This is a genomic window from Phormidium yuhuli AB48, assembly GCF_023983615.1.
Classification (GTDB): domain Bacteria; phylum Cyanobacteriota; class Cyanobacteriia; order Cyanobacteriales; family Geitlerinemataceae; genus Sodalinema; species Sodalinema yuhuli.
This window is the reverse complement of record NZ_CP098611.1, coordinates 4,402,330-4,428,369: the sequence shown is the minus strand read 5'-3', so window position 1 is coordinate 4,428,369 and position 26,040 is coordinate 4,402,330. Positions and strand designations below refer to the sequence as shown.

Genomic DNA, 26,040 nt, shown 5'->3' with positions numbered 1-26,040 from the left:
ATGATTCTTCTCATTAAATGCCTTAATCAACGCTGGTTCTGCCTTCCGTTGCGAGTTCGAGGAACCTTAATTGTCTCAATTCCTATCAGTTGCTTATTTATAACCCTTTTCACCTTAGCCTGGCTAAAACTGCACCTCATCGAAGACGAAGCCTGGGTTCAGCATACTCAAACCGTCCGCCTCGAAACCAAATACCTCTTAAATGCACTCCTCGATGCAGATACAGGACTGCGTAGTTATGGACTGACGCGACAAAACGAATTTTTAAGGCGATATGAACAAGCAACTCGAACAATTCCTGACTCACTTGATACCTTAGAAAACTTAGTTGATGACAATCCCGAACAGACCCTAAGAATTCAAGCAATTCGCAATCAAATCAAGGACATATTAGAGATTTTTGAGCATAAGTTAACCCTGCAACAAGAGCTAACGAGAATCCAGGGAGAAAATGATATTTTGGTTCCCATTGAGTCATTGCATAACTGGCTCAAACAGGGACAAGACGATCTGGTAGCCACCCGTGACGCTATTGAACGCTTTTTCGATGAAGAAGAAACCCTGCTCATTCAACGAATGCAACATCGCGATCGCCATCAACAGCTAACATTTTTATTCCTTATTTTAGCAGTAGCACTCGCAACATTAGCCTCCTGGAGTGCCATTCATTTATTCTACGAACTAGAACAAGAACTGGCGAAACGACAACAGAATCTTACAGAAACTAATGAACGTCTCGAATCAGTCTGTAACCAGTTACAACGATTTACCGCCAATGCATCTCACGAGTTACGTGCACCCTTAGCCGTCGTCTTAAGCAATACTCAAATCGCCTTGATGGCCTTAAATCAAGTCAAAGATAGTCCCGAAACAGTGAAAGAACGGCTGAAAACAGTGGTCAAAAAAACCAAACAAATGAGTCAATTGATTGGGGAACTTTTATTTTTAGCGAGACATGAAGGACTCTTAGCTTCTGAAAAATGCAAACCTGTTAATTTAAGCCAATTGCTGCTTGAGTTAGCGAAGGACTGGACTCGCCATTGTCGCGACAAAAACTTAACCTTTACTTCTCATATTTTGCACGATAACATTTCGGTAGAAGGAGATGAAAATTTACTACGACAAGCTGTGACCAACCTCCTAAGTAATTCCGTTCGCTACACACCACCTGGGGGAACAGTTGAACTCTACCTCTTGCACAGAGACTCGGTCTTCATTCAAGTTAAAGATAGTGGAATTGGCATTTCTGAAGCCGCATTACCCCATATTTTTGAACGGTTTTATTCTGCAGACCTAAAACGCTCTAAAGCCTCGGGAGGATTCGGATTAGGCTTAGCCATCGTCGAGCAAATCATACAAATTCACGGTGGAACTATAGGGGTTGAAAGTCAGTTAGGGGAAGGCTCGTTATTTACGATCGCCCTACCCAGCATTTAAGCCATCTGCTGATTTTAAGTGAATATCCTAGAACTAAGAGTGTTCCAACTCAGTGGACATTGTTGTGCGAGTATTATCATGTTCCACCACAAAGACATTGGCATAAACATTAGCGACAATTTGCTTGCCTTCTTGGGTCAATCCTAAATACTCTAAGGCGGGTTCAATCGCTGGATAAATTAGTGACCAATACTGTTGAGAATGACTTTGACGTAAATCCCCTGCATGGCGATAGCCTAGCCTATCATTGTAACTGACTTCCTCATACTCATAATAAAGTGCCCCTAACTTATTGAGATAACGCGGATCACTTAACTGACCAATTAAATCAGCAGCCCGAGTTAAGCCCCGAAAACCCGATGTATCTTCATAGCCAGGATGTTGAGGGGACAGAATACGAGTTAACTCAATATTCTCCTGAATTTCCTGAGACTCAATGAGTTTGTGACCATGAAAGCGTTCTTTGACAAATAGTTGACTGCGATCAACATGATACGGTGCTAAACTAGCATCCGTGGCCCCAGCATCGAGTTGAATCAACTCCCCTGTCCCCGAATCAAATTGATGAGATTCTAAGCTGTCCTGGCGACAGACTCCTTTCACATAGCCAATATCACTACAGACCAATGACAAAATAAAATGTAACCAATCCTCACAAGTGATTCCCCCCTCACGAATATGTTTACCCCGGAGAATTTCCTGACCCACTAGGGCCACACCAATGGTATGTTCTACGGTGTGGTAAAGGGCATCACTGTTGGCAATATTTTCCAGAGCCATGCTACCCGCCCAAGCAATAATATCCGCATAATCGGGCTTATAGCCACCATAGGTTCGATGATACCCTTCCCGTAACTCCTCGACAAATGCTTGAATTAAAATTTCAGTGGCGTTGAACATTTTTCGCTCTCTGGCAAACCCACAATTGGGGACGTTTCGGTGAATGGCAGATCGCCCTGATAATTGGGAATTGATAGCTTAATCTTAACGGTTGCGATCGCCCTTGGCAATTGAGGCGATCGCCCCTCAGTGGTACGACCCACCCCCTGTTCCCGACGTTCGAGCGCAACGGATGGCCTTAACCCGACGACAACTTACACGATACACCGTATCCCTGGGACTTGCGGCCTGGCTTCCCCATCGACTGCGGTCATCCCGAGAGGGGGGTCGTCTTCCCCTGGTCACCCCCACATCCCTCTCTGACACCATAACCCGTCAGGTGACCGAAATTCTTAACGCCTCTCCCCAAGATGACACTCAACTTCTCGTCCCCACCTATCTCGGCAATGACCAACGCCGCTACTATGGTCAGGGAACCCCTGAGGATTTGACGCTCCACCATCGATTTTACCTGGGGAGCGGCATCAGCATTGTCGGTGGAACCTCCTACACCTGGAGTGGGGCCGGCTGGACGGGACAACCCACCCTGCTGCGCGATCGCGGTCGTCTTTATCTCGTGATTGGGGCCTACGACCACCAACTGCGAAAAATCGACTTAGAAACCCAAGAGGAGGTTTGGACCTATCGATTTGACGATATCCTCAAAGGAACCGCCACCATTTACATCGATGAAACCGCCAGCGAGGAAAATCAAATTGTTATCCTTCAAGGTAGTCGTCTTGGAGTGACTAACTCTCTAGCTTCTGCATTTGTCCCCAGTTTTCGTGCGGTTTCTTTCCGAACCGGACAAGAACTCTGGCGGATGAATATTCGTCGAACTGATAGTTATAGCCGAGATACCGATAGTTCTCCCCTTTATTTAGGCAACCATACTATCTTTAATCCTGGGGAAAATTCCATCGGTTATTTTATCAACAGTCGTGTCGAAGAACGCCGTCCCTATCAAGGATTTTTTGTCCCCGAAATTTACAAAGAACTGCAACTGTACGAAGCCGAAGACGTGCCACTGTACCAGGGTAACCTCGTCGCTGAATCCTCCCCGGCCCGCTGGGGCGATCGCCTCTACTTAGCCTCAGGGGGGGGACGCATTTACGGAATCGACATTCCCAGCCAGGAGATTGTCTGGCGATTTCGCGCCGGGGGAGACCTCAACGGAACCATCAGCATCGCCCAAGACGGTAAACTCTTCAGTACCGTCGATCGCGAACGCATCCCCGGTCACGGAGGGGCCTATAAACTCGACCCCAGCAAACCCGATCCCGACTGTGTGGACTGGTTTCTCCCCACCGGAAACGTCCGTTTTGCCGAATGGGAGGGAGGAATTACCGGGTCTGTGGCCCTCAACGACCAGTATCGGGCCCCCAACACCCCCCCCTTATTTGCCACCAACGCCATCGACGGTCATCTCTACATTGGCAGTCAAACCCAAGTCACGGGCGACAAAGTGCCGGGGCCCTTCCAGCAAAACCAATATGACACCCCCATGATCATCTTCAAAGACCGTATTGGCGCTTCCATCTCCACCCCCATCTTCACCGACGGAAACCGTCTCATTTCCGCCGGCTACAACGGTGTGCATCTATTTCAACTCAACTATGACCTAGCCTCCCCAGATAGTCCCCAGGCCTTAGAGGGGGGCCAGGGACAGTTTTATCGTATCAGCGTCGAGAAAATCGCCAGTTTCAACCGGGGAGGATCCTTTGAAGCCACCCCAGTCGTCTGGGATGGCCTCGTCTATATCTGTAGCCGCGATGGCTGGATGTATTGTCTGGGTTAGAGATTAGCCATCAGCACCCATGTACCAGCTATCCCGCAGGGCCAGCATTTCTTGAATTTCAGCGGTTTGCGTCTCAATCACAGTTTGAGCAAACGCTTGCAGTTCCGGCTCATCGCTATTTTCCATCGCCTGACGAGCCATATCTAAAGCCCCTTCATGATGGGCAATCATGGCATTGATGTAGCGTAGATCAAAATCCTCATCAGCGCCACCCAATTCCATATCCATTTGCATGGCAGACTTAGTCGTCTCGTCCATCTCCACGGTTTGAGACATTTGAGCATCATACATCTGACGCTCCTCAGGCGCATCAGCATGCCACTCATCGCGCCACTGTTCCATCTGGGCGATTTCGTCTTCTTGGCTCTCAATGATTTCCTGAGACAGTTGGCGAACCTCTTCTCGTTCCGATTTCTCTAGAGCTTCTTCGGCCATATCAATGGCTCCCTCATGATGAATAATCATGGCATCGAGGAAGCGCAGTTCAAACTCGTCATCGGCGGGGCCAAGATACATTGCGGCCATGTGCATTCCCTGACCGTCCATTGGGTCTCCCATGGCTTCTCCAGACATGGCTGGGTCTTGCCCGTGATCCATCCCCTGACCGGGTTCGGTCGCCATGGGGTCTTCAGGACTCATCTCTTGGGATTCCTCGGTCATCGGTCCCCCATCGGCCATGGGGGAGTCGGCATCTTCTGCAACATTGCAACCTGCCAGTCCCAAGGTTAGGGCAGCTGTTAACCCTAAGCCGGTGCGAGTGAATTGATTAAAAAGTTTCATAAAAAGGCTTCTCCTGCGATGTAAGTTTAGGTAAAGGGGAAATCGAACCCATGGAATCCAGTTCAGTCACTGGACGAACCCGTTTTCCTGCAATCTCTCCGGAATTTGAACCGAAGCAATGATGTCATTCTCACAAATCATCAGGGCGATCGCCCCCACCTTTCGATAGAGTTATCTCTCCCCCTATCGAAAGACCTAAAGACCTAAATCGACGGCAATGCGATGGGCGCAAGCAAAGCCAGAAAAGGCGACAGCATTCAGGCCCTGACCGGGAAAGGTACTATCGCCGACACAATATAAACCGGGGACAGCGGTGCGGTTGAAGGGCATCGTCAGCAAGCCGGGGAGTTTATGGCGGGGAATGGGGCCATAGGTCCCCTCATCCCGTCCTAGGAAGCGGCGATGGGTGCGAGGGGTTCCCACTTCCAGATAGTCTAATCCGGCATCTAAACCGGGGAAAATGGCTTCGAGGCGATCGACCACCTCCCAGGCGGCGGCTTCCTTAGCAGTTTCGTACTCATCGGGGGGCAGATGTTGCCAAGACTCCAGCCAGTCCGGGGTGAAGGCGTGGATAATATGATAGCCCTCGGGAGCGAGACTGGGGTCGAGGAGGGTGGGAATGGAGACAAAGAGGGTTCCCTGGGCTGCCTCCATCTGTTGCCAGTCCTCCAGAATAATATGATGGCATTCGCTGTTGGGAGGCAGGATGTCGGCGGCGACTCCCATGTGCAGACTCAGGAATCCTGGAGATTTGCGATATCGCGTCTGCCAGCGGCGTTCTCGGGAGGGCATCTTCTCTGGGGGCAGCAATTTCTCGAAGGTATCCCAGCGGGTGGCGTTAGAGACAATACGACGGCCATAGAGGGTTTCCCCAGAGGCGAGTTTGACTCCCACCGCTCGCCGGCCCTCCATAATAATTTCTGTGACGCGGGCTTTGTAGCGGATTTCTCCCCCGGCTTTTTCTAAGCCATCGACGAGGGCCTGGGCGATGGTTCCTACGCCCCCTTTGGGGTAGTTGATGCCCCCATAATGGCGATCGCTGAATACCATTCCTCCATTAATGGCTGGGGTGAGGTCGGCAGGAACGACAGACCAGCAGTAACATTCAATATCAATAAATTTCAGCAGTTCTGGGTCTTGGATATAGCGACGGGCAATGTCACCGACATTTTGGGGTAAGTATTTCACTAATCCCAAACAGGCGAGGGGATGCTGGAAAAAGACCCGCATTAGATAGCGGGGTTCTTCTAAGGAGAGTAACTCCATGCTGTTGAGACAGTTAAAGATTTTCCAACATTCATCGTAAAAGCGGCGAATCCCCTGGCGTTCGTGGGGGAATTTGGCGGTGAGTTCACTGATGAAGCCTTCGTAATGGCGATGAACTTTGAGTTCTAATTGGTTGGGAAGGTGATAGTGAATTTGGACGGGATCGGGGATGGTTTCTAGACTCATGTTGACGGCGTCTAGGGCCCGGGTGAGCAGGTTGGTGGTTCCCTGTTCGCCAAAGCCAAAAATCATCGAGGCCCCCACGTCAAAGCGATAGCCGGAACGCTCGAAGTAGCCAGCACTCCCTCCGGGAATCAGATAGCGTTCGAGAACCAGAACCTTGGCCCCTTTGCTGGCCAGTTGGCTGGCGGTGACGAGGCCACCCATGCCTGAGCCGATGATAATGGCATCATAGGCTTGGGGCGATCGGGCCCGGGAGGAGGAAGAAGCCGCTGTTGCAGTCATAGAGATGGTATCGGAGGATATTAAAACAATCTCTTTGTACTGTAGCGGAGGAGATGGGCGATCGGGAATGGTTCCCGGCAAATTCACCCATCTGACTTTGGTGAAGTCTCTCTAGCCAAAAAAACATCCGCATTAACGCAAGTTTGCCTTAATACGGATACCTAGTAACGACCTAGCCTTCTAGCAGGATGTGTTTTAGCGACCGCTACCACGGTGGGGAACGGTATCCGCATTACTGCTATCAGTCGAGAACACTTGACTGAGGGTGTCGTAGTTGGAGGTGGAGGATACTCGTTGCGCTTGGACGTTGACCGCGAATCCCATTAATAGCAGGCTAGAGAGGAAAAGAGTTTTATAGATGCTCATCAAAGTAGCCTCTTGAGTGATAGTGCTACTCCTTCTTCCCAACCTGCTGGGGACTCATCCGGACAACTTTGTTTTTTTGCGCCGGGAATTCGTTCTCCCTAAGCTGAAACCTAGGTTTGGCTGTCTGGGGGCAAGTCAAAGAGAACTGAGGTCATATAACGTTCTGCCCAAGCCTCGCCAAATGCCTTCTCCAATACACGCCGGGTCTTATCGTTTTGACGTTGTTTGTTACAGTAATACAACTGGCCGGCCCGAATTTGGGCGATCGCATCCCCCTCGACGGGTTCACTGGCGCGGGCCCGTTCACAGTGTAGTTTCAGATAGTCCCTGACCCGTTCGATAAATTGCTGTTCTTCTGCTTCATCGGACGGACGAATAAAGAGGCAAAAGTCCGAAAAAATATCACCCCAGTCGGGTAAATCACGCACTTGGGCAAAGTCTAATTGCGGTAAGGCGGCTAAGTTTTGCTGATAGTCTTGCGAGAGGGTTAGATTCTCGGTTGTGGGGGATAAATCGACAATGGCGGCGCTAATTTGTCCCCGTCCCCCCACCAAATCGGTGCCAAACATGGGCAGGGCATAGGTGGGGTGGGGAAACATGACACAATGGAGAATGTCCAGGTTCTTGCCCACTTTGGCCAGTTCTAGGTGCATCTTACGAAACTCCCGCGACTGGTAACAGCGATTCTCAATCACCAGTTTTTCCCCCTCCAGTCGGCCTTCCACGTAGCCTAAATCCTCGGGAAGATGATAGGGTTCAAGGTCGAGGTAGGTTTGCCATGTGGACTCAATGGCATCGGCGAGTTTTTGAATTAGGGGATGTTGCTGCGATCGCACCGAAGAGGTCATAAGGATTCAGGGTGAGGGGTTCAACGGACTAGGGGTTGCTGGTACTGCCGATAGGCATCCCGTACAGCTTGAACATGATACCAATTTAGGAAAATCCGAGCAATTTCTAAGGCCAGTTGCGACTGGCCTCGCTGAATCAGCCACTCTAACAGGCCCCGCAGCCGCTGTTCGTTGAGATATCCCCCCAAGGATAATAGCCCCCACAGGGCCCGGTGAAAGGGGGTCATCTGAATCATCAGCCGCACTTCCCAGGTGGGATGTTTTTGGTAGAAAAGCACCCCCGTTTTTGCCCGTTGCTGTTCTCGCTCAATTAAGGCGGGTAATCGGTCTAGGGAAAAAGCTGGGTTCCAATGATAGCCCGCCGCTTGGGGACATTTAATCAGTTTAACTCCGATGTTTTTCAGTCGAACGCCTAATTCTAAGTCTTCCCAGCCATACTGTTTAAAGCGGGTATCAAAGTTCCCCACTTTATCCAATAAATGCTTGGGAATTGCTACATTGCCGGTCGCAAAATAGGCAGCCGAAAAGTCGGTGAGTTTATAGGGTTCAGCGGTGGGATTTTCAAAATTACAGGTGTTAATCACAGCACCATAGGTAAAAAGGCGTTCATGTCCCAGGGTTTTGATTCCCTCTTGTAAGCCCTGACTGTGAGCCTGTAAAAACTGTTCGGTCACCACTAAATCACTGTCGATAAAGACAATGATATCCCCGTTTGCTTGCTCTAAGCCGAGGTTCCGGGCCGCCGCTGGCCCGGCATTCTGTTGCCGAAAACAGCGCAACTGGGGCATCCTGGTTTGATAGGAATCTAACCACTCCCAGGTTCCATCGTTGGAGCCATCATCAATCACAAGGACCTCATAGCCGCTGCTGGGGGGGGTGAGCTGTTGCTGCTCTAATCCCTGGAGGCATTTTTTTAAAATGGGGAGGCGATTGTAGGTGGGAATGATAACTGTAAAAAACATAGCCGACTTAGACGCAAATGATAGTCGAGATAGACCCTTGTGGTTATTTTTTAGTCAGTATCCTCGTGACGGAAGTTATCAAAGTATTCGGCGCGGACTTGTTCGCGGGCGATCGCCTGACCAATATCTCTTAAGGTTTGGATTTGGTCAACCGCATCCATGGTCGCCACTTGAGCGGGGGTAATGGTGTCGAGTTGGAGTTGTCTGAAGCGAGCTTCACTGAACACGGTTGTATAACGGTGATAGGTCAACAGGCTAGGAAAGGTTCCGGCTGATGTATCTTGTAATCCTGAACAGCTTGGGATGGATAGGTTTTCTAGTTCATTATCCATGAGTCGTTGTAGGTCTGGAGGAGTTTGACCAATTAAGCCCATAATAAAGTTTTGCTGGACATTGGCATCTTCCATCAAAGTGCCGATGGCGTAGGGGGCCCAGTTGAGGAGAGTATGGCGTTTGGCTCGTTCAAAGGGAATGAGATTAGAGGAAAAGCCGGTTCCGATGGAAACCAGTAAAAGGTTGTCAGCGCCGGTTTTCCAACCAATTCGATATTTGGGCTGGGTGGATTCTACGAAGAGTTGAAAGCTGGGATTATTGAACATGCTCATCCCCCCGTCAATAAATTCATAGTTATGTTTCTTGCCCCGAGTCTTGACGGTCATTCGTTCAGGGGGAAAAAAGGTGGGGGCGGCGGTGCTGGCACGAATCAGTTGCCAGAGTTGCAGGGATTGGTTATCCTCGTAATATCGATTGTCGGGATGATTGATAAAGAAGTAGTTTCGGGCTGTGGTGGCATTTTTGCTGACAATCGCCAGAAAGGTTTTTAAGTCCTTGGATTCTAGGGTTTTGTAGCCAAAAAGCTCTTTCAGTTTTTTTTCTAAGGGTTGACTTTTATATCGTGAGAAGAGCCAGCGTTTCCAAAAGACGTTGGGTGTAAAAATTTCGCGACCATGATTGATATAGAGGTCTAAGATATCTTGAACCTTCATCCCCATGGCAATGGCTGAGGCTAAAATGGAACCGGTGCTGGTTCCCCCGATTAAATCAAAGTAATCGGCGAGACAGCTCCAGGGGGTATTGTTATGGCAGAGAATTTTCTCAATTTCTAAGAGAATTTCCGCCGCCACAACACCGCGAATTCCGCCGCCGTCAATGGAGAGGATGCGTCTGGGGCGAGTTAGGGTTTTGCGGGTTTCTAGGGTCATAGCTGCAACCGGTTAAGAGAGATTAGGCGGAGGATTTAACGCTTAAGGCGGCGTTGAGGAGGGTTTGGGTATAGGGATGTTGAGGATTGCGAAAGAGGTCTTCGGTGGGGGCGAGTTCGACGATTTGCCCTTGAGTCATGACGGCGATGCGATCGCACAAAAAGCGGGCCACCCACAAGTCATGGGTAATAAATAAGTAGGTGAGGTCGAACTCCTCTTTGAGGTCTTTCATCAAACTCAACACCTGGGCCTGCACGTTGGCATCTAGCATACTCACGGGTTCGTCACAGACGATTAACTTAGGATGGGTAATCAGGGCCCGGGCGATCGCCACCCGTTGCTGTTGTCCCCCAGAGAGTTCCCGAGGATAGCGGCGGGCGTAGGTGGCGGCGGGACTCAGTCCGACTCGTTCCAGGAGGCTGAGGACTTGGTCCTGGGCGGCTTTTCCCTTAGCTAGTCCATGAATCAGGAGGGGATCGGCGATGCTGTCGCCGACGGTCATCATGGGGTTGAGACAGGCGTGGGGATCCTGGAAAATCATCTGCATCTGTCGCCGTTGCTGTCGCAGTTGTTGTGGGGAGAGTTGTCCTAAATCTCGCCCGAGAAAGGACACTCGCCCGGCGGTGGGTTTCACCAGTTGCAGGATGGTTCGGGAGAGGGTGGATTTCCCACAGCCGGATTCTCCCACTAAGCCGAAAATTTCCCCAGGGTAGAGGCTTAAGTTGACGTTGTCGACAGCTTTGATGGTTTCGGGTTTACCCTTACGGAATAGGCGTTCGATGAGGTTTTGTTCGAGGCTGTAATGCTGTTGGAGGTTCTCGACTTGTAAGAGGGGGGAGATGGATGAGGTGGGATCGGGAGGAGGCGGGGGTTGCACCTCTTGCAGTTCTCGGACGGCGTTGAGGAGGGATTGACTGTAGGGATGTTGGGGGGATTGGAGAATTTCGCGGGTGTTACCGGTTTCGACGATTTTACCCTCGGTCATGATGGCCAGGCGATCGCAGTATTCTCCCACGAGGGCGATGTCATGGGAAATCAGCATCAGGGCCAGGTTTTGTTCGTCACACAGGCCCCTCAGTTCATCGAGAATCTCTGCCGAAACGGTGACATCGAGGCTGGTGGTGGGTTCGTCGGCGATAATCAGTTTGGGGTTTAGGAGGAGGGCCAGGGCGATCGCCACCCGCTGACGCATTCCTCCACTAAATTCATGGGGATATTGACTCCAACGATTTCGCGGGATTTTGACGGCTTCTAGGGTATTCAGGGCCTGGGTTTTGGCATCTTGGAACCTCAATTTCGGGCGATGGGCCTGCAAGGTTTCGATGCAGTGGTCGCCAATGGTCATCAGGGGATTGAGGCGTGTCATGGGGTCCTGAAAAATCAGGGCAATTTCCTCGCCCCGGAATTTTCGCAACTGTCCAGGGCTACGGGAGAGAATGGATTGGCCCTGAAAGCGGATATCGCCTTCAAGATGACTTCCGGGGGGTAGAAGTCCCATAAAAGCTCGTCCGAGGGTGGATTTTCCGCAGCCCGATTCCCCCACGACTCCGAGGCGATCGCCGGGGGCCAGTTGAAAGGAGACATCATCAACGGCCCAGGTGAGGGGGTCGTTGGGGTCTGTTTGGGGATAGGCTATCCGCAGTTGGTCGATGTGAAGTAGGGTCAAGGGGGAGAAAAGAACAGGGAACAGAGGCAACGGTAGGATGTGTTCCGGCATCAGTAAGGGTTATGACCTCAGCCCACCGATTCAAAACTGCCGGAACGCATCGCTGCGGTAGGCAATCAGGGAGAACCCACCCCTACCCCTCCCAGGAGGGGATTTTGGGAATCGGCCCTGGGGAGAACCCACCCCTACCCCTCCCAGGAGGGGAGTTTGGGAATCGGCCCTGGGGAGAACCCACCCCTACCCCTCCCAGGAGGGGAGTTTGGGAATCGGCCCTGGGGAGAACCCACCCCTACCCCTCCCAGGAGGGGAGTTTGGGAATCGGCCCTGGGGAGAACCCACCCCTACCCCTCCCAGGAGGGGATTTTGGGAATCGGCAAGCCGGAACACATCGCTGCTCTATTGTCCACTTTCGATTGTTAATTGTCCATTATCCTTGACTGTTGATGACAACTTGGGTGAGATAGGAGACCCCGAAATCGCCGTTGGGATGTTGGCGGAGTTCGTCGGCGAGTTCAAAGACTTTTTGGGCTAAGGGTTCCCCGAGTTTGTCGATGGTGGCGGTGCGTTGGCGATCGACTTGGGTTTGTTCTCGTAGTTGGGCTTTCCAATCGGCGGAAAAGAGGCGATCCAGTTGATTGTGTAAGCCAAGCTGTTTGAGAACCTCCCATTCTCCACCATCAAGCCAAATGCCGCCCGTTTCGGGGGAACGCTCGATATAAAAAGGCTGGGGGGCATCGACTCGGGCCCGAATGAGGATTTTGCCGCTGTGAGGACAGAGGGCGGCTTTGCTGTCCTCTGGGGCGGGGCTGAAGTCCAGGTTGGCTAGGCGTTGGCTGAGGTCTTCGGGGCTGAGGTCTTCGGGGGGATTGTCCCTACACCACTGTTCATAGGGGTCTCGTTCAATCCAAACCCCTCCCGTTTCAGGACAGTGTTGGGCGGGGAGTCCGGGTTCGAGATCCCTCTCTTGTAGGGTGATTTGGCGGGCTTTGGGAGATTGCATAAGCAGCGAACGGTGAGGAGTGGTGTGGAGGTTGCGTTGTCTATTATGTCTTGTCCTCGGGATTGAGTAAATGCTGACAATAGCGTTGTAGGGTCTTGAGGCGATCGCCCATCTGTTGCTGCCGCTGCTGTTGGGTTTGCGGGGTTTTGGCGGATTGGAGAAAGGCGGCGTCGGTGGCCAGCAGCCGCAGTTGTTTGTGCAGTTCCACCAATAGGGACTGTTCCGCTTGGGGGCGCGCATTCTCGGGGCTGAGGAGCGTCTGCTGAAACCATTGTTGTAGGCTGTTGACCTGCACTGTTAGGGGGGGGTTCGCCTGGGGGGTCTCTAGGCGCTGTAGTCGTTCCTGTAGCTCCAGGTAAGGATTCGTTGACATGGGGGCTACCAAAAATGAGTGTAGGTTGCTACAATTAGGTTAAGCCATTTTTTACAAAAATTAAGACATTGTATAACGCAGTCCTGAGACAGCGTGTTGGCTCCATAATTAGCAGTTAAAACTTGGTTCGGCTTCTCGTTTCTCTGCGATCGCATCCGTGGGCGATTGCAGGGTCTTGCCTATCTCGACTCAGATTTGTTACGGCAAATCCCGCAAATTTCTGTATTCTACGATACTGTAGAGGTTTCAGAATTGAGGGATATCCCATCGCCTTTTGACTCAGGGAGAGGGTGAGCCTGACTCTGAGTTTGATTCCTATTTTTCCCTTTAATCTGCGATCGCTCGAAACGGTGAAACCATTATGAACGTAGCATCTCCTACCTGTCGCTTTGACTTCTCAATTGACGTCCCGGATTGGCTTAAAGCTGCTCTCGACGACAGTGATCCCCATGGCTTACTGAGTAATCTTAGCCCGAATGAGGTGGACTTGGTCCGTCGGGCGTTTCAGTTTGGCTATGACCTCCATGAGGGGCAATGTCGGGCGTCGGGAGAACCCTATATTGCCCATCCCGTGGCGGTTGCGGGGTTATTGCGGGAGTTAGGGGGAAATGGGGCCACCATCGCTGCTGGTTTCCTCCATGATGTGGTGGAAGACACAGATATTACCTCTGAGGAGTTGGAGATTCATTTCGGCGAAGAAGTGCGGCGGCTGGTGGAGGGGGTGACGAAACTCTCGAAATTCAACTTTTCCAGTAAAACTGAGCGTCAGGCGGAGAACTTCCGACGGATGTTTTTGGCCATGGCCCAAGATATTCGGGTGATTGTGGTTAAACTGGCAGACCGTCTCCATAATATGCGCACCTTAACCCATCTGGCTCCGGCAAAACAGAAACGGATTGCTCAGGAGACGTTGGATATTTTTGCTCCGTTGGCGAACCGTTTGGGAATTGGTCGCTTTAAGTGGGAGTTGGAGGATTTATCCTTTAAGTATCTCGATGGGGAGGCCTACGCCCAGATTCGGGATTTGGTGGCGGATAAACGGGGCGATCGGGAGAGTCGGATTCACGCGGTGGCGTCAACGTTAAGTGAGCGGTTGCAAGCGGTGGGAATTAGCGGTTTTGAAGTCAGTGGCCGTCCCAAGCATCTCTATGGAATTTATACGAAGATGCAGCGGCAGCAGAAGGATTTTACCGAGATTTATGATATTGCGGCGGTGCGGGTAATTGTCAATAGTAACGATGAGTGTTATCGGGCGTTGGCTATTGTCCATGATGCCTTTAACCCCATTCCTGGGCGCTTTAAGGACTATATTGGGTTACCGAAGCCCAACCGTTACCAATCCTTGCATACGGGGGTAATTGGCAAGGGTGGGCGGCCCATTGAAGTGCAAATTCGTACCGCTGATATGCACCATGTGGCTGAGTACGGGATTGCGGCTCATTGGAAGTATAAGGAATCGGGTTCATCTCAAAGTCAATGGACGGCAGAAGATGAAAAGTTTACCTGGCTGCGGCAATTGTTGGATTGGCAACATGACTTAAAAGATGCCCAGGAGTATCTCGATAGCATCAAGGACAATTTGTTTGAAGATGATGTGTATGTGTTTACTCCGGAGGGGGATGTGGTGGCGTTGAAACAGGGGGCGACTCCCGTGGATTTTGCCTATCGTATCCATACAGAAGTGGGGAATCACTGTGCTGGGGCGAAGGTGGATGGGCGGATTGTGCCTTTAGATAGTCATTTGCACAATGGCAGTATTGTGGAGATTATCACCCAGAAGAATAGTCATCCCAGTTTGGATTGGCTCAACTTTGTGGTGACGCCGAGTGCTCGGAATCGGATTCGTCAATGGTACAAGCGATCGCATCGGGATGAGAATGTGGCTCGGGGCCGGGAGATGTTGGAGAAAGAGTTAGGGAAGAGTGGTTTTGAAGCGTTGTTGAAGTCGGAACCGATGAAGATGGTGGCGGAACGCTGTAATTATCACAGTGTGGATGATTTGTTGGCGGCGGTTGGCTATGGGGAGGTGACGCTGAATCAGGTGGTGAACCGTTTGCAGGATACGGTGAAGGTGCAACAAACGCCGCCAGAGGTGCCGAGTTTTGAGGAAACGACGCGATCGCTGATGAGTAAAGCGATTCCGCAACAGTCGCCCTCTAAGGGAAGTAAGTCTCCGATTGCGGGGATTGAGGGGATGGTGTACCACATCGCCGGCTGTTGTAAGCCGGTTCCGGGAGAGCCGATTATTGGGGTGGTGACTCGGGGCGATCGGGGGATCTCGATTCACAATCAGCATTGTAATAATGTCAGTTCGGTTCCGGGGGAACGGCTGGTTCCGGTGAGTTGGAACAGTCAGGAGGAGGCGGGCCGTGTCCCGACGTATCCGGTGGACATTTCGATTGAGGTGTTGGATCGGGTGGGGGTGCTCAATGATATTTTGTCTCGTCTGAAGGATAACAATATTAATGTGCATAGTGCCCAGGTGCGGACGACGGAGGGGAAACCGGCGGTGATTGATTTGGGGATTGGGATTCGCGATCTCGGCCAGTTGGATCGCACCTTTGCTCAGATTCGCCAGATGAGTGATGTGTTGAATATGCGTCGTCTTCAGGAGGGACGTGTGTCGTAGGGAGTTTGCGCGAGGGGGTAGCTGTTTGAGGGAGGCTTGGGCAAAAATGGCTACATCCCTTCTGGGGACTGGGTTTTGGGGGTTGCAGTACATTGTAAGTGTCGCGCAAATTTTGTATGTCTGTCTGGGAGGGAATTTTGGGGGTTTTTGATAGGCAAGGGCTTGCGTTTTTCGCTGGTTGGGTGTTAGAATCAGGGGGTCTCGCGCAAATGGACCTTGAAAACTTCATAGTGTCAGGGTTCCAGGAGGGAGGCCTCGCAATTACCGATAATCCCTATTAGGGATTGAAACAATCCATATCTATTATATCAGAACGGAATGCGCGGATCAACTCGCAATTACCGATAATCCCTATTAGGGATTGAAACATCCGCGAAAATTCTAATGAATCATTATCTCAAGCAATCCACTCGCAATTACCGATAATCCCTATTAGGGATTGAAACGATTCGTGGCGTCGTTCCTGGTCGGCTCGGCGCTGAATCCCTCGCAATTACCGATAATCCCTATTAGGGATTGAAACAGTGGCAATGATGAGACCAGAGGGGCTGAGAAATTTGCTCGCAATTACCGATAATCCCTATTAGGGATTGAAACTGTAGAAAGGAGGGCGAGAAATCGAAGAAAGGTAGGCTCGCAATTACCGATAATCCCTATTAGGGATTGAAACCTCTCATGCAATTAAAGAAGGGTGGTGTTGATTTCTCGCAATTACCGATAATCCCTATTAGGGATTGAAACCGAGAAAGATTCCAGCCTCATCGAGGACGTAAACCTCGCAATTACCGATAATCCCTATTAGGGATTGAAACCTTCCCAACTTTTCTCCCTGCTGTGTGACGACAGCCGGCTCGCAATTACCGATAATCCCTATTAGGGATTGAAACCAAAAATCTCCACAAGTAGATTCTCCCAACTTCCCTCGCAATTACCGATAATCCCTATTAGGGATTGAAACCGCGCTGAGCAACTTCGGGATAGTCTGCGATCGCAGACTCGCAATTACCGATAATCCCTATTTCCAAGACAATCCTCAGAATATCTAGACCCCCACAGCCCTATAAACAACACAATAGTTAGGACGGCACTTAGAGCTTAAAATTTTAATATCTAAAATCCCAACCCTCTAACTATCGTCCTAACCCAAACATCTCAACCCTCTAACTATCGTCCTAACCCAAACATCTCAACCCTCTCACCCCCTAGCCAGACATTAAAACCACCAACCCCTCAGCCCCCAAAACCCGATCGCCCCAAACCCCATTCCCCTGATGCCCGCGACAGTATAGGATCACTAGAGCAAGTACGATAGGCATCCACCCCCCCCCAAACCGCTCCTATGTCAGCGCCAGCCCTCACCACCGCCACCCGAACAACCTTCCCCCTGAGTGCCGTCATTGGCCAAGAAGCCATCAAAATCGCACTCCTGTTGTCCGCCGTTGACCCCGGCGTCGGTGGAGTGGCGATCGCCCATAACCACACACCTTGCAATTCCTGACAATCCTTTAAACCCTAGCCTGAGTTTAGAGGAGATGAGCCATCTCCTCCAAACCCAGACTGACCTTAGCTTACGCCTTCGCGATCGCTTTCTCCTTCGCCTCATTAGACGCCAGGAACTTCTCCAACTCCGTCAACGCATCCGCATCCACCTTCGTCTGCATTGGACAGAACTTCGGTCCACACATCGAGCAGAACTCCGCCGACTTGTAGATATCCGCCGGAAGGGTCTCATCATGGTATTCCCGAGCGCGTTCAGGGTCCAGCGATAACTCAAACTGCTTGTTCCAATCGAAGTTATACCGGGCCGCCGAGAGTTCATCATCGCGATCGCGCGCACCAGGACGATGACGAGCGATATCCGCCGCATGAGCCGCAATCTTATAGGCAATCAAGCCATTGCGCACATCCTCCGCATCCGGTAATCCCAAATGCTCTTTCGGTGTCACGTAGCATAACATCGCCGTTCCATACCAACCGGCCATCGCCGCACCAATGGCAGAGGTAATATGATCATACCCCGGCGCAATGTCGGTCACCAACGGACCCAACACATAGAACGGTGCTTCGCTGCACTCTTCCATCTGTTTCTTGACGTTAAACTCAATCTGGTCCATGGGAACATGGCCTGGACCTTCCACCATCACCTGAACATCATGTTCCCAGGCGCGGCGCGTCAACTGTCCCAGGGTTTTCAACTCCGCCAGTTGTGCTTCATCACTGGCATCATGGGTACAACCCGGACGCAGAGAATCCCCCAAACTAAAGGACACATCATATTTCTTGAAGATTTCGATAATGTCATCGAAATGGGTGTAGAGGGGATTTTGCTTGTGGTGATGTAACATCCAGCGGGCTAAGATTCCCCCACCGCGAGAGACAATCCCCGTAATGCGATCGCGCACCAACGGTAGATGTTCAATCAAGATTCCCGCATGAATCGTCATGTAATCCACACCCTGCTGAGCGTGTTTCTCGATAATATGCAGGAAGTCATCGGCTGAGAGATTTTCCACACTTCCATGGACACTCTCAAGAGCCTGATAAATAGGAACCGTGCCAATAGGAACCGGAGAAGCCTGGATAATGGCGGTGCGAATCACATCCAAGTCCCCGCCACCCGTAGACAAGTCCATGACAGTGTCCGCACCATACTTCACCGCCAGGTTCAGTTTAGCCACTTCCTCATCAATATTAGAGGAGTTGGGAGAAGCGCCAATGTTAGCATTCACCTTACATTTAGAGGCGATCCCAATGGCCATCGGTTCGAGGTTGGTGTGGTTGATATTGGCTGGAATAATCATCCGTCCTCGGGCCACCTCATCGCGGACTAACTCCTGAGGGAGATTTTCCCGCTTGGCGACATAGTCCATCTCTTCAGTAATGACTCCCTGACGAGCGTAGTGCATCTGGGATACATTACCTTGACCGCGTCGCTTAGCTACCCAGTCTGTACGCATATTGAATTTCCTCGATAAACAGCTTCCCTTCGCCGGTACTAGCCGGTCTCAGGTTCTAAGGGTGTAATCTCAGCCTGACGACTCAGGCACCCCTAGCTTGCTTAAGTGTACTGAGTTTAACATCATTCTGGAGGCTTGGCAGGGGTTAACTTTTATGACCAAGGGTTGACATTGGCAAAAAAAAAAGCGCCCCCCGAAGAGGACGCTTTTTTTAAGTCTTAGTTAACCACGTTAGCTAACTTCCCAAGGGCAAAAATTAGCCGTTGATGGAAGGAGCTTCGGTAGCAGCCAAGTCGAGGGGGAAGTTGTGAGCGTTACGCTCGTGCATGACTTCCATACCCAGGTTGGCGCGGTTGATCACGTCAGCCCAGGTGTTGATGACACGACCTTGGCTATCCAACACGGACTGGTTGAAGTTGAAACCGTTGAGGTTGAAGGCCATGGTGCTGACGCCCAGAGCAGTGAACCAGATTCCAACCACCGGCCATGCACCCAAGAAGAAGTGCAGAGAGCGGCTGTTGTTGAAAGAAGCGTATTGGAAGATTAGGCGACCGAAGTAGCCGTGAGCTGCAACGATGTTGTAGGTCTCTTCTTCTTGACCGAATTTGTAGCCGTAGTTCTGAGACTCGCTCTCGGTGGTTTCACGAACCAAGGAGGAGGTCACCAGAGAACCGTGCATTGCGGAGAACAGAGCACCGCCGAAGACGCCAGCCACACCGAGCATGTGGAAGGGGTGCATCAGGATGTTGTGCTCAGCTTGGAACACCAACATGAAGTTGAAGGTTCCGGAAATGCCCAGGGGCATACCATCGGAGAAGGAACCCTGACCGATGGGGTAGATCAAGAAAACTGCGGTTGCAGCGGCAACAGGAGCGGAGTAAGCCACGCAGATCCAGGGACGCATTCCGAGACGGAAAGACAGTTCCCATTCACGACCCATATAGCAGAAAACGCCAATGAGGAAGTGGAAGACCACGAGCTGGTAAGGACCGCCGTTGTACAGCCACTCGTCGAGGCTAGCAGCTTCCCAGATGGGATACAAGTGAAGTCCGATCGCGTTAGAAGACGGAACGACAGCACCAGAAATGATGTTGTTTCCGTACAGAAGAGAACCGGCAACAGGTTCGCGGATACCATCGATGTCCACAGGAGGAGCAGCGATGAAGGCGATGATGAAGCAGGTGGTCGCGGTTAAGAGGGTGGGGATCATCAAGACACCGAACCAGCCAATGTAAAGGCGGTTGTCAGTGCTGGTGACCCAACTGCAAAACCGTTCCCACAGAGACGCGGATTCGCGTTGCTGTAAGGTGGTGGTCATAATATGAATTATTGCGTTGTGTTTGGTTCTGTAACAAGAGCGACGAACGTCTGTGCCCTTGTTGATATCTACATTAACGCAATTGTTTCGCGATGTAAAGGGTTTTCCTGATTTTTTTTAGAATTCCGCCTCTATTGAGAGAAAAATAATCGCTGAAAGCCTCTTGCAGTAAGCAATACAGTCGTCATAACTCTTTTCTTAACACTTTGCAATATTCAAGCCCAGAGACGGAGAGGGATATCTCTGTCCCTGAGCTTAGCTGAACTCTCTTAGCCGGGGGGCCAAGTCATGGCACGTCCCCCAAGGACATGCAGGTGCAGGTGATCCACCGTTTGCCCGCCATCGTCACTGGTATTGATAACCACTCGGTAACCTTTCTCTAATCCTTCGGTCTCGGCGACATGTTTGGCAATAATGAGAAGATGCCCTAGCAGTGGCTCATCGCTATCGTCAGCATCCGCCAGCTTGGGAATGGGTTTCTTGGGAATCACCAGAAAATGAGTGGGAGCTTGAGGCGCAATATCGCGAAAGGCCAAGCAATGCTCATCTTCATAGAGGATATCGGCTGGAATCTCTTTGCGGATAATCTTGGCAAAAATGGTGTCGGTCATGGGGGTAGGGGGTAGGGGACAGGGGGGGAGGGGAGAGGCAAGAGATGGTAGGATGCGTCCCGGCATCAGTAGGGGTTTTGACCTAAGCCTATCGATTCAAACTTGCCGGAACGCATCATTTGGGCAAGAGGCTGTTGTTAAACTGTACCAAACTCATGAAATCAAATCACGGATAGCGATCGCCGTGGCCGGGGCGAGTAATACACCGTTACGATAATGACCGGTGGCGAGTAACACATTCTCATAATTCTCTAATCTGCCGATGACTGGGGCGCTGCGTTCTTGGGGACGGGGTCGTCGGCCAGACCATTTTTCGATCACCTCAGCCTCCGCTAATGGGGGATAGAGGGCGATCGCCGCCTCTTTCACCTCCTCTAACAGCGTCTCATCGGCACTCACCGCTCCCTCTCCATCGGGAAACTCTACCGTTGCACCCACCCAACAGTCAGACTCCGAAAGGGGAACCACATGCACATCTCCCCCAGTCACCACCGGAAATTTCTCAGGAAAGAGGTGAGGGAGACGATATCGCACCGCTTGGCCTAAGACTGGGCCCACGGCGATCGCCCTCTGAAGCTGTTGCGTCAACAACGTTGTCCCCAACCCCGCTGCAATCACCAACCAATCCGGTTCATAGCACTCACCCGTTTGAGTCATGACCCGCTCACAGCGGCGAGGGTCTTCCCGGGTCGTCTCTATATTAATAACCTCCGTCTGCCAGTTGACCTGGGCCCCCTGCACCTGAGCCGCCGCCAGTAGGGCCTCCGTCAGGGGACGGGGTTGAATTTGGCGATCGCACCCCGAAAAGACCGCCCCAGACACCCCCTCCCTGCCCAACTGAGGGAAGCGACGGCCAAGCTCATCCAGGGACCACAACTCCAGAGGAAACCCCTGTTCTTGACGGATTTGGGCTAAACCTTGCCATTTTGACCAATTTTCCTCCAGGGAACAGAGTTTCAAAATCCCCTCATCATTGCGGGGCAAATAACAGTCCAGTTTTGCCTCTAACTCAGGAATTAAAGTCAAATAGCGTTGCAAACTCTGTTCGCGGAGTTTCCAAGCCCGACTTTTGGCTTTTTTCTGACTAATTGCCCCCATTAACACCCCCAACGCCGCCCCCGTTGACCCCTGGCCCAAGCGATCGCGATCGCACAGAATCACCTCCAGTCCAGGAACCAAGCTCAACTCATAGGCGATCGCCGCCCCAACCACACCGCCCCCCACAATCAAAACCTGAGTCATGTCAACAAATCCTCATTTTTTCAAGAAATTCTGATAAGAGTTAGCCTAAAAGAGCCAAACCCAACTGGCAACTGCTCCCCCAGGAGATTCTCACCCCCATCGCCCACGAAGAGAAGATTTTTTTGACCAGGTTCAGGACTGTAATACAATGAGCAATTGGCTGCACCAGCAGTAGTCCATTGTGCGTTACATCGCTCCTCAAAGGTTTTACCCCCTATGACCGCATCCACTCATATCCTTATGTGTCCGCCTCATCACTACGATGTGGACTACGTGATTAACCCTTGGATGGAAGGAAACATCCATCGTTCCTCCCGCGATCGCGCCGAAACCCAGTGGGAACGACTCCATAAAATTCTCAAAGATCATGCCGTCGTCGATCTCGTCGAACCCCAAAAAGGCGTACCCGACATGGTCTTCACCGCCAATGCGGGGCTAGTCCTCGGCGATAACGTCGTCTTAAGTCGTTTTTACCATCCCGAACGTCAGGGAGAAGAACCCCACTTCAAAAAATGGTTTGAAGATAACGGCTTCACCGTCTACGAACTCCCCAAAGACCTACCCTTTGAAGGAGCCGGCGACGCACTCCTCGATCGCGAAGGCCGCTGGCTCTGGGCAGGATACGGATTTCGCTCCGAACTCGACTCCCATCCCTACCTAGCCAAATGGCTCGACATCGAAGTCATCTCCCTACAACTCGTCGATAGTCGTTTCTATCACCTCGACACCTGCTTCTGTCCCCTCAGCAACGGCTACCTCCTCTACTACCCCCCCGCCTTCGACTTCTACTCCAACCGCCTCATCGAAATGCGGGTTCCCCCAGAAAAACGCATTGTCGTCAACGATGACGATGCCGGGAACTTTGCCTGTAACGCCGTCAACGTCGGCGATGTCGTGGTCATGAACCAAGTCAGCGACGACCTCAGCCGCCGTTTGACTGAAGCCGGATTCCAAGTCATCCAAACCCCCCTCAGTGAATTTCTCAAAGCCGGTGGAGCCGCCAAATGCCTCACCCTACGCACCACCGAGCCGGTGATGCCCAACGTTCACGCGGTGGACTCAGTGGTGTCTACCACCATCACCCTCAAGGGCCATCTCCTCGATGCCGGTATTATTAACCGAGCCTTAGATCTCGTCGTCGAAGGGGGTGGCAGTTTCCAAGTCCGCAACTTCAACCTCGGGGAACAGCGTCAAAGTACCTCAACCGCCGACGTTCATATTTCCGCTCCCTCCAACGACATGATGGAGGAAATTCTCGCACAACTGATTGAGTTGGGGGCCGTTTCCCTCCCCGACGATCAAGGGGACGCTCAGCTCGAACCCGTCAGTCAAGCCGGTGTCGCCCCCGATGACTTCTATGTCACCACCATTTATCCCACAGAAATTCGCATTAACGGCGAGTGGATTCGTGTGGGTAAACAACGGATGGATGGAGCAATTGCCGTCAAAGAAACCCCAGACGGGATTGTCGCTGAATGTAAAATCCTGCGGGACTTAGAAACCCACGAGAAAGTGGTTGTGGGGGTTTCCGGCATCCGCACCGTCCGTAAACCCGAGTCTCGGGAAAAACGGGGAACCCAGGAATTTGGCTTTATGTCAGCCGGTGTCTCCAGTGAGCGGCGGGTTGAACTGGTGGTGGAACAAGTGGCCTGGGAATTACGACGGATTCGCGATCGCGGTGGTAAAGTGGTCATCACCGCTGGCCCCGTGGTGATCCATACTGGGGGGGCTGAACATCTCTCCTGGCTCATTCGTGAAGGCTATGTCCAGGGCCTTCTGGGAGGAAATGCCATCGCCGTCCATGATATGGAACAGTCTTGTCTGGGAACCTCCCTCGGGGTAGATATGAAACGGGGGGTCGCCGTTCGCGGGGGTCATCGTCATCACCTTAACGTGATTAATACCATTCGCCGTCATGGCAGTATCGCTCAAGCCGTTGAGGCTGGGGTGGTCACCCATGGGGTCATGTATGAATGTGTTAAAAACGATGTTCCCTTCGTCTTAGCCGGTTCTATCCGCGATGATGGTCCCCTACCGGACACGGAAATGGACTTGATTCGCGCCCAGGAACGCTATGCTGAGTTGGTGCGTGGGTCGGATATGATTCTCATGCTCTCCACGATGCTGCATTCAATTGGGGTGGGGAATATGACGCCTTCTGGGGTGAAGATGGTTTGTGTGGATATTAATCCGGCGGTGGTGACCAAACTCAGCGATCGCGGTTCCGTCGAATCGACTGGGGTAGTGACGGATGTGGGCCTGTTCCTGAGTCTGTTGGTGAAGCAGTTAGCTCAACTCACCAGTCCGTTAGTCAACGCTTAAGCCACCGTTCTCGCTCGGGGACCAAGAATCCTCTCTAAATCTAAACTGGCGGCGACGGCTGCCAGTTTTTGGCTGTCTCTACTATCAGATAGATGGGGAATACAGCCTAACACCGGTAACTGGGTGAGCGACTCGATTAAATCCTGGGGAGTCCATTGCGCAATCTCTTCTGGAGAACGGGGTTCTACGCAATTGAGGACCATCCCCAAGAGATTCACCTTCATCTGACGAGCCAGAGCCACATTGGCCACCGCTTGGGCGATCGCCCCCAGTTTCACGGGAACCACCAAGAGAGTCGGAAGTCGCCAATCCCGGGCTAAATCCGCCACGGTTAGCTCCCGGGTTACGGGTGAGCCTAAACCGCCCAAAAACTCCACCAAGAGCAAATCGCGGCTGTTACGCAACTCCTGGAGTTCCCGCCAGACTGGGGCTAACTCAATCTCGCGTCCTTCTTGTTCCGCCGCGAGAGGAGGGGCCAGGGGAGCGTTGAAAAACTGAGGATTGAGGGATTGGGGGGATTGATTCAGCTCAAATCGTTCTTGAAACCACTCGCGATCGCCCACCCCGGACTGAATCGGCTTCATTAACCCCACGGAGAGTTGGGGGAGATACTGCTGAGTATAGGCAAAGAGGGCCCCGGTGAGGATAGTTTTACCCGTATCGGTATCGGTTCCGGCGATCGCCAAGGTTGTCATATCTGCTGAGTGATGGGTGATGATTAATGATGAGTCAGGAGCTGCTGATAAAAGGCCAACTGCTTCTGGGCGATCGCCCGATTGGTATAGTCAGCTAAGGCCCGGTGATAGCCCCGTTGAGCCAGTTCCCCGGCCAACTCTGGGTTTTCCATCAACCTTAGCAGACAATCCCGCAGTTCCTCCGCATTCCCTTCCGCAAACACCAAACCACTCTCACCAATCACATGGGGAATTTCCCCCGAATCGGAACCAATCACCGGAACTCGACAAGCCATCGCCTCAATCAGCACATGGCCAAACTGTTCTTTCCAGCCCACCGATGAGAGGGTTTTAAACTGATAGGTGGTTTCCGAGGGTAAGACTAAGGTATCCAGGAGATTAATATAGCGACAGACCTGGTCATGGGGGACACTCTCAACAAAGGTGAGTTTCTCCGTCAACCCTTGGTCCTGGGCCCAGGACTCTAGCTGTTCCCGCAGGGGCCCCCGTCCTAGAAGAAGCCAACGCCAGGGGCGATCGCCCAATCCCTCTAAGGCTTTGGCCAAAGTCAGTAAGCCTTTTTCTTCCACAAAGCGCCCCACAAATCCCACCACAAACTCCTGCGGGGGGATTCCCAGTTCCTCGCGCAAATCCAAAACATTCTGAGGACAAAATAGCGTCTCATCGACCCCAAGTTGTGGCAGAACCGTCATGGCCCCGTCATAGTCATGGTCTCGGAGAATATTAGCCCCATCTTGGTTTCCCACCACCACCCCGTCGGTATGCGTTAAGTTATACCGCTCCAAGACGGATAGAGGAAATTTGACCTCATAGGGCAAGTTCCACCACGTGAAAAAAACATTTTTTGCCTTGAGTTTCAAAAGTCGATTTAGGGTAATAAACTGAGCATATCCCAAGGCTTTCGCCCCCTGTTCAACTTGAATAATATCTGGACGAAACTCACGGAGGAGTGAAACCAAATCCCAGCCAAAGGTCAATAGACCTTGTTGATTTTGACTAAAATTAGAGATAGGAACAACTCGAAAATCTCCTTCATCAACGGGCTGGCTTTCAATCAGCTTTTTCTGGACTCCTCCCGGTTTCCAGCGTTTAGGAACCACAACCGTCACCTCAGTTCCCGGTTCTAAACGGGCTAACTCCCGTAATTTTTCCCGGTTTAGGTCAACAATGTAGGTATGACTGGCAACTAAAATTTTCATGAGTTTGAAAATAACCGATTTCTCT

At 51.6% G+C, this 26,040-nt stretch carries 21 protein-coding genes, 1 CRISPR repeat array and 1 riboswitch; of the genes, 5 read left to right on the top strand and 16 right to left on the bottom strand.

The window, feature by feature from the left end:
* Window positions 1-1,437 carry a sensor histidine kinase gene (locus NEA10_RS19075; protein WP_252662922.1) on the top strand — a complete coding sequence of 479 codons (1,437 nt, stop codon included), beginning with the start codon at window positions 1-3 and terminating at the stop codon, window positions 1,435-1,437.
* A gap of 33 nt (window positions 1,438-1,470) precedes the next feature.
* Here the strand turns inward: NEA10_RS19075 and NEA10_RS19070 are convergent, their stop codons facing one another.
* Window positions 1,471-2,337 carry an Npun_R2479 family HD domain-containing metalloprotein gene (locus tag NEA10_RS19070; RefSeq protein ID WP_252662921.1) on the bottom strand — a complete coding sequence of 289 codons (867 nt, stop codon included), beginning with the start codon at window positions 2,335-2,337 and terminating at the stop codon, window positions 1,471-1,473.
* 91 nt (window positions 2,338-2,428) lie between these two features.
* Here NEA10_RS19070 and NEA10_RS19065 point away from each other — a divergent pair, with 91 nt between their 5' ends.
* Entirely contained in the window at window positions 2,429-4,114 is a 1,686-nt protein-coding gene (locus tag NEA10_RS19065; RefSeq protein ID WP_252662920.1) for an outer membrane protein assembly factor BamB family protein, read from the top strand.
* A gap of 3 nt (window positions 4,115-4,117) precedes the next feature.
* Here the strand turns inward: NEA10_RS19065 and NEA10_RS19060 are convergent, their stop codons facing one another.
* The 9 genes from NEA10_RS19060 to patD all read right to left on the bottom strand — a co-directional run bounded on the left by NEA10_RS19060 (window position 4,118) and on the right by patD (window position 13,042).
* Window positions 4,118-4,894, bottom strand: a complete 777-nt coding sequence (locus NEA10_RS19060) for a DUF305 domain-containing protein (RefSeq protein WP_252662919.1) — start codon at window positions 4,892-4,894, stop codon at window positions 4,118-4,120.
* 195 nt (window positions 4,895-5,089) lie between these two features.
* Window positions 5,090-6,625 carry a carotenoid isomerase gene (gene crtH / locus NEA10_RS19055; RefSeq protein WP_252662918.1) on the bottom strand — a complete coding sequence of 512 codons (1,536 nt, stop codon included), beginning with the start codon at window positions 6,623-6,625 and terminating at the stop codon, window positions 5,090-5,092.
* A gap of 195 nt (window positions 6,626-6,820) precedes the next feature.
* The gene (gene patX / locus NEA10_RS19050; protein ID WP_252662917.1) at window positions 6,821-6,991 is read right to left on the bottom strand and encodes a heterocyst-inhibiting protein PatX; all 171 of its coding nucleotides are present in this window, start codon (window positions 6,989-6,991) and stop codon (window positions 6,821-6,823) included.
* 110 nt (window positions 6,992-7,101) lie between these two features.
* Window positions 7,102-7,839 carry a phycocyanobilin:ferredoxin oxidoreductase gene (locus NEA10_RS19045; RefSeq protein WP_252662916.1) on the bottom strand — a complete coding sequence of 246 codons (738 nt, stop codon included), beginning with the start codon at window positions 7,837-7,839 and terminating at the stop codon, window positions 7,102-7,104.
* 20 nt (window positions 7,840-7,859) lie between these two features.
* Entirely contained in the window at window positions 7,860-8,801 is a 942-nt protein-coding gene (locus NEA10_RS19040; RefSeq protein WP_252662915.1) for a glycosyltransferase family 2 protein, read from the bottom strand.
* A 50-nt stretch (window positions 8,802-8,851) separates the two neighbouring features.
* Window positions 8,852-10,003: a patatin-like phospholipase family protein gene (locus NEA10_RS19035; protein WP_252662914.1), complete on the bottom strand. Its 1,152-nt coding sequence runs from the start codon at window positions 10,001-10,003 to the stop codon at window positions 8,852-8,854.
* A gap of 22 nt (window positions 10,004-10,025) precedes the next feature.
* The gene (locus NEA10_RS19030) at window positions 10,026-11,720 is read right to left on the bottom strand and encodes a dipeptide ABC transporter ATP-binding protein (RefSeq protein WP_374111808.1); all 1,695 of its coding nucleotides are present in this window, start codon (window positions 11,718-11,720) and stop codon (window positions 10,026-10,028) included.
* Window positions 11,721-12,096: 376 nt separating this feature from the next.
* On the bottom strand, window positions 12,097-12,669 hold the full coding sequence (locus NEA10_RS19025) for a zf-TFIIB domain-containing protein (RefSeq protein ID WP_252662912.1): 573 nt from the start codon (window positions 12,667-12,669) through the stop codon (window positions 12,097-12,099).
* Between the two features lie 43 nt (window positions 12,670-12,712).
* Complete coding sequence (patD, locus tag NEA10_RS19020) at window positions 12,713-13,042, bottom strand: heterocyst frequency control protein PatD (protein ID WP_252662911.1); 330 nt, start codon at window positions 13,040-13,042, stop codon at window positions 12,713-12,715.
* Between the two features lie 361 nt (window positions 13,043-13,403).
* Here patD and NEA10_RS19015 point away from each other — a divergent pair, with 361 nt between their 5' ends.
* Window positions 13,404-15,671 (top strand): RelA/SpoT family protein, encoded by a 2,268-nt coding sequence (locus tag NEA10_RS19015; protein WP_252662910.1) that lies wholly within the window; start codon window positions 13,404-13,406, stop codon window positions 15,669-15,671.
* Window positions 15,672-15,925: 254 nt separating this feature from the next.
* Window positions 15,926-16,630: a CRISPR direct-repeat array (repeat unit 38 nt; unit sequence CTCGCAATTACCGATAATCCCTATTAGGGATTGAAACC).
* Between the two features lie 380 nt (window positions 16,631-17,010).
* Window positions 17,011-17,169 carry a hypothetical protein gene (locus NEA10_RS19010; protein ID WP_252662909.1) on the top strand — a complete coding sequence of 53 codons (159 nt, stop codon included), beginning with the start codon at window positions 17,011-17,013 and terminating at the stop codon, window positions 17,167-17,169.
* Between the two features lie 70 nt (window positions 17,170-17,239).
* Here the strand turns inward: NEA10_RS19010 and thiC are convergent, their stop codons facing one another.
* From thiC to NEA10_RS18990, 4 genes are all read right to left on the bottom strand, one after another.
* Window positions 17,240-18,628, bottom strand: a complete 1,389-nt coding sequence (thiC, locus tag NEA10_RS19005) for a phosphomethylpyrimidine synthase (RefSeq protein WP_252662908.1) — start codon at window positions 18,626-18,628, stop codon at window positions 17,240-17,242.
* 7 nt (window positions 18,629-18,635) lie between these two features.
* A riboswitch (TPP riboswitch) is annotated at window positions 18,636-18,732 on the bottom strand.
* A 152-nt stretch (window positions 18,733-18,884) separates the two neighbouring features.
* Window positions 18,885-19,946, bottom strand: coding sequence for a photosystem II q(b) protein (gene psbA / locus NEA10_RS19000; RefSeq protein ID WP_252662907.1), 1,062 nt, complete (start codon window positions 19,944-19,946; stop codon window positions 18,885-18,887).
* A 269-nt stretch (window positions 19,947-20,215) separates the two neighbouring features.
* On the bottom strand, window positions 20,216-20,557 hold the full coding sequence (locus NEA10_RS18995; RefSeq protein ID WP_252662906.1) for a histidine triad nucleotide-binding protein: 342 nt from the start codon (window positions 20,555-20,557) through the stop codon (window positions 20,216-20,218).
* 153 nt (window positions 20,558-20,710) lie between these two features.
* Window positions 20,711-21,799, bottom strand: coding sequence for an NAD(P)/FAD-dependent oxidoreductase (locus tag NEA10_RS18990; RefSeq protein ID WP_252662905.1), 1,089 nt, complete (start codon window positions 21,797-21,799; stop codon window positions 20,711-20,713).
* A 216-nt stretch (window positions 21,800-22,015) separates the two neighbouring features.
* Here NEA10_RS18990 and argZ point away from each other — a divergent pair, with 216 nt between their 5' ends.
* Window positions 22,016-24,121: a bifunctional arginine dihydrolase/ornithine cyclodeaminase gene (gene argZ / locus NEA10_RS18985; protein ID WP_252662904.1), complete on the top strand. Its 2,106-nt coding sequence runs from the start codon at window positions 22,016-22,018 to the stop codon at window positions 24,119-24,121.
* Here the strand turns inward: argZ and bioD are convergent.
* Together bioD and hpsO are read right to left on the bottom strand one after the other, a co-directional pair.
* Entirely contained in the window at window positions 24,118-24,816 is a 699-nt protein-coding gene (bioD, locus tag NEA10_RS18980; protein ID WP_252662903.1) for a dethiobiotin synthase, read from the bottom strand. The genes argZ and bioD overlap by 4 nt on opposite strands.
* A 23-nt stretch (window positions 24,817-24,839) precedes the next feature.
* Entirely contained in the window at window positions 24,840-26,015 is a 1,176-nt protein-coding gene (gene hpsO / locus NEA10_RS18975; RefSeq protein WP_252662902.1) for a hormogonium polysaccharide biosynthesis glycosyltransferase HpsO, read from the bottom strand.
* Between the last annotated feature and the right edge of the window lie 25 nt (window positions 26,016-26,040).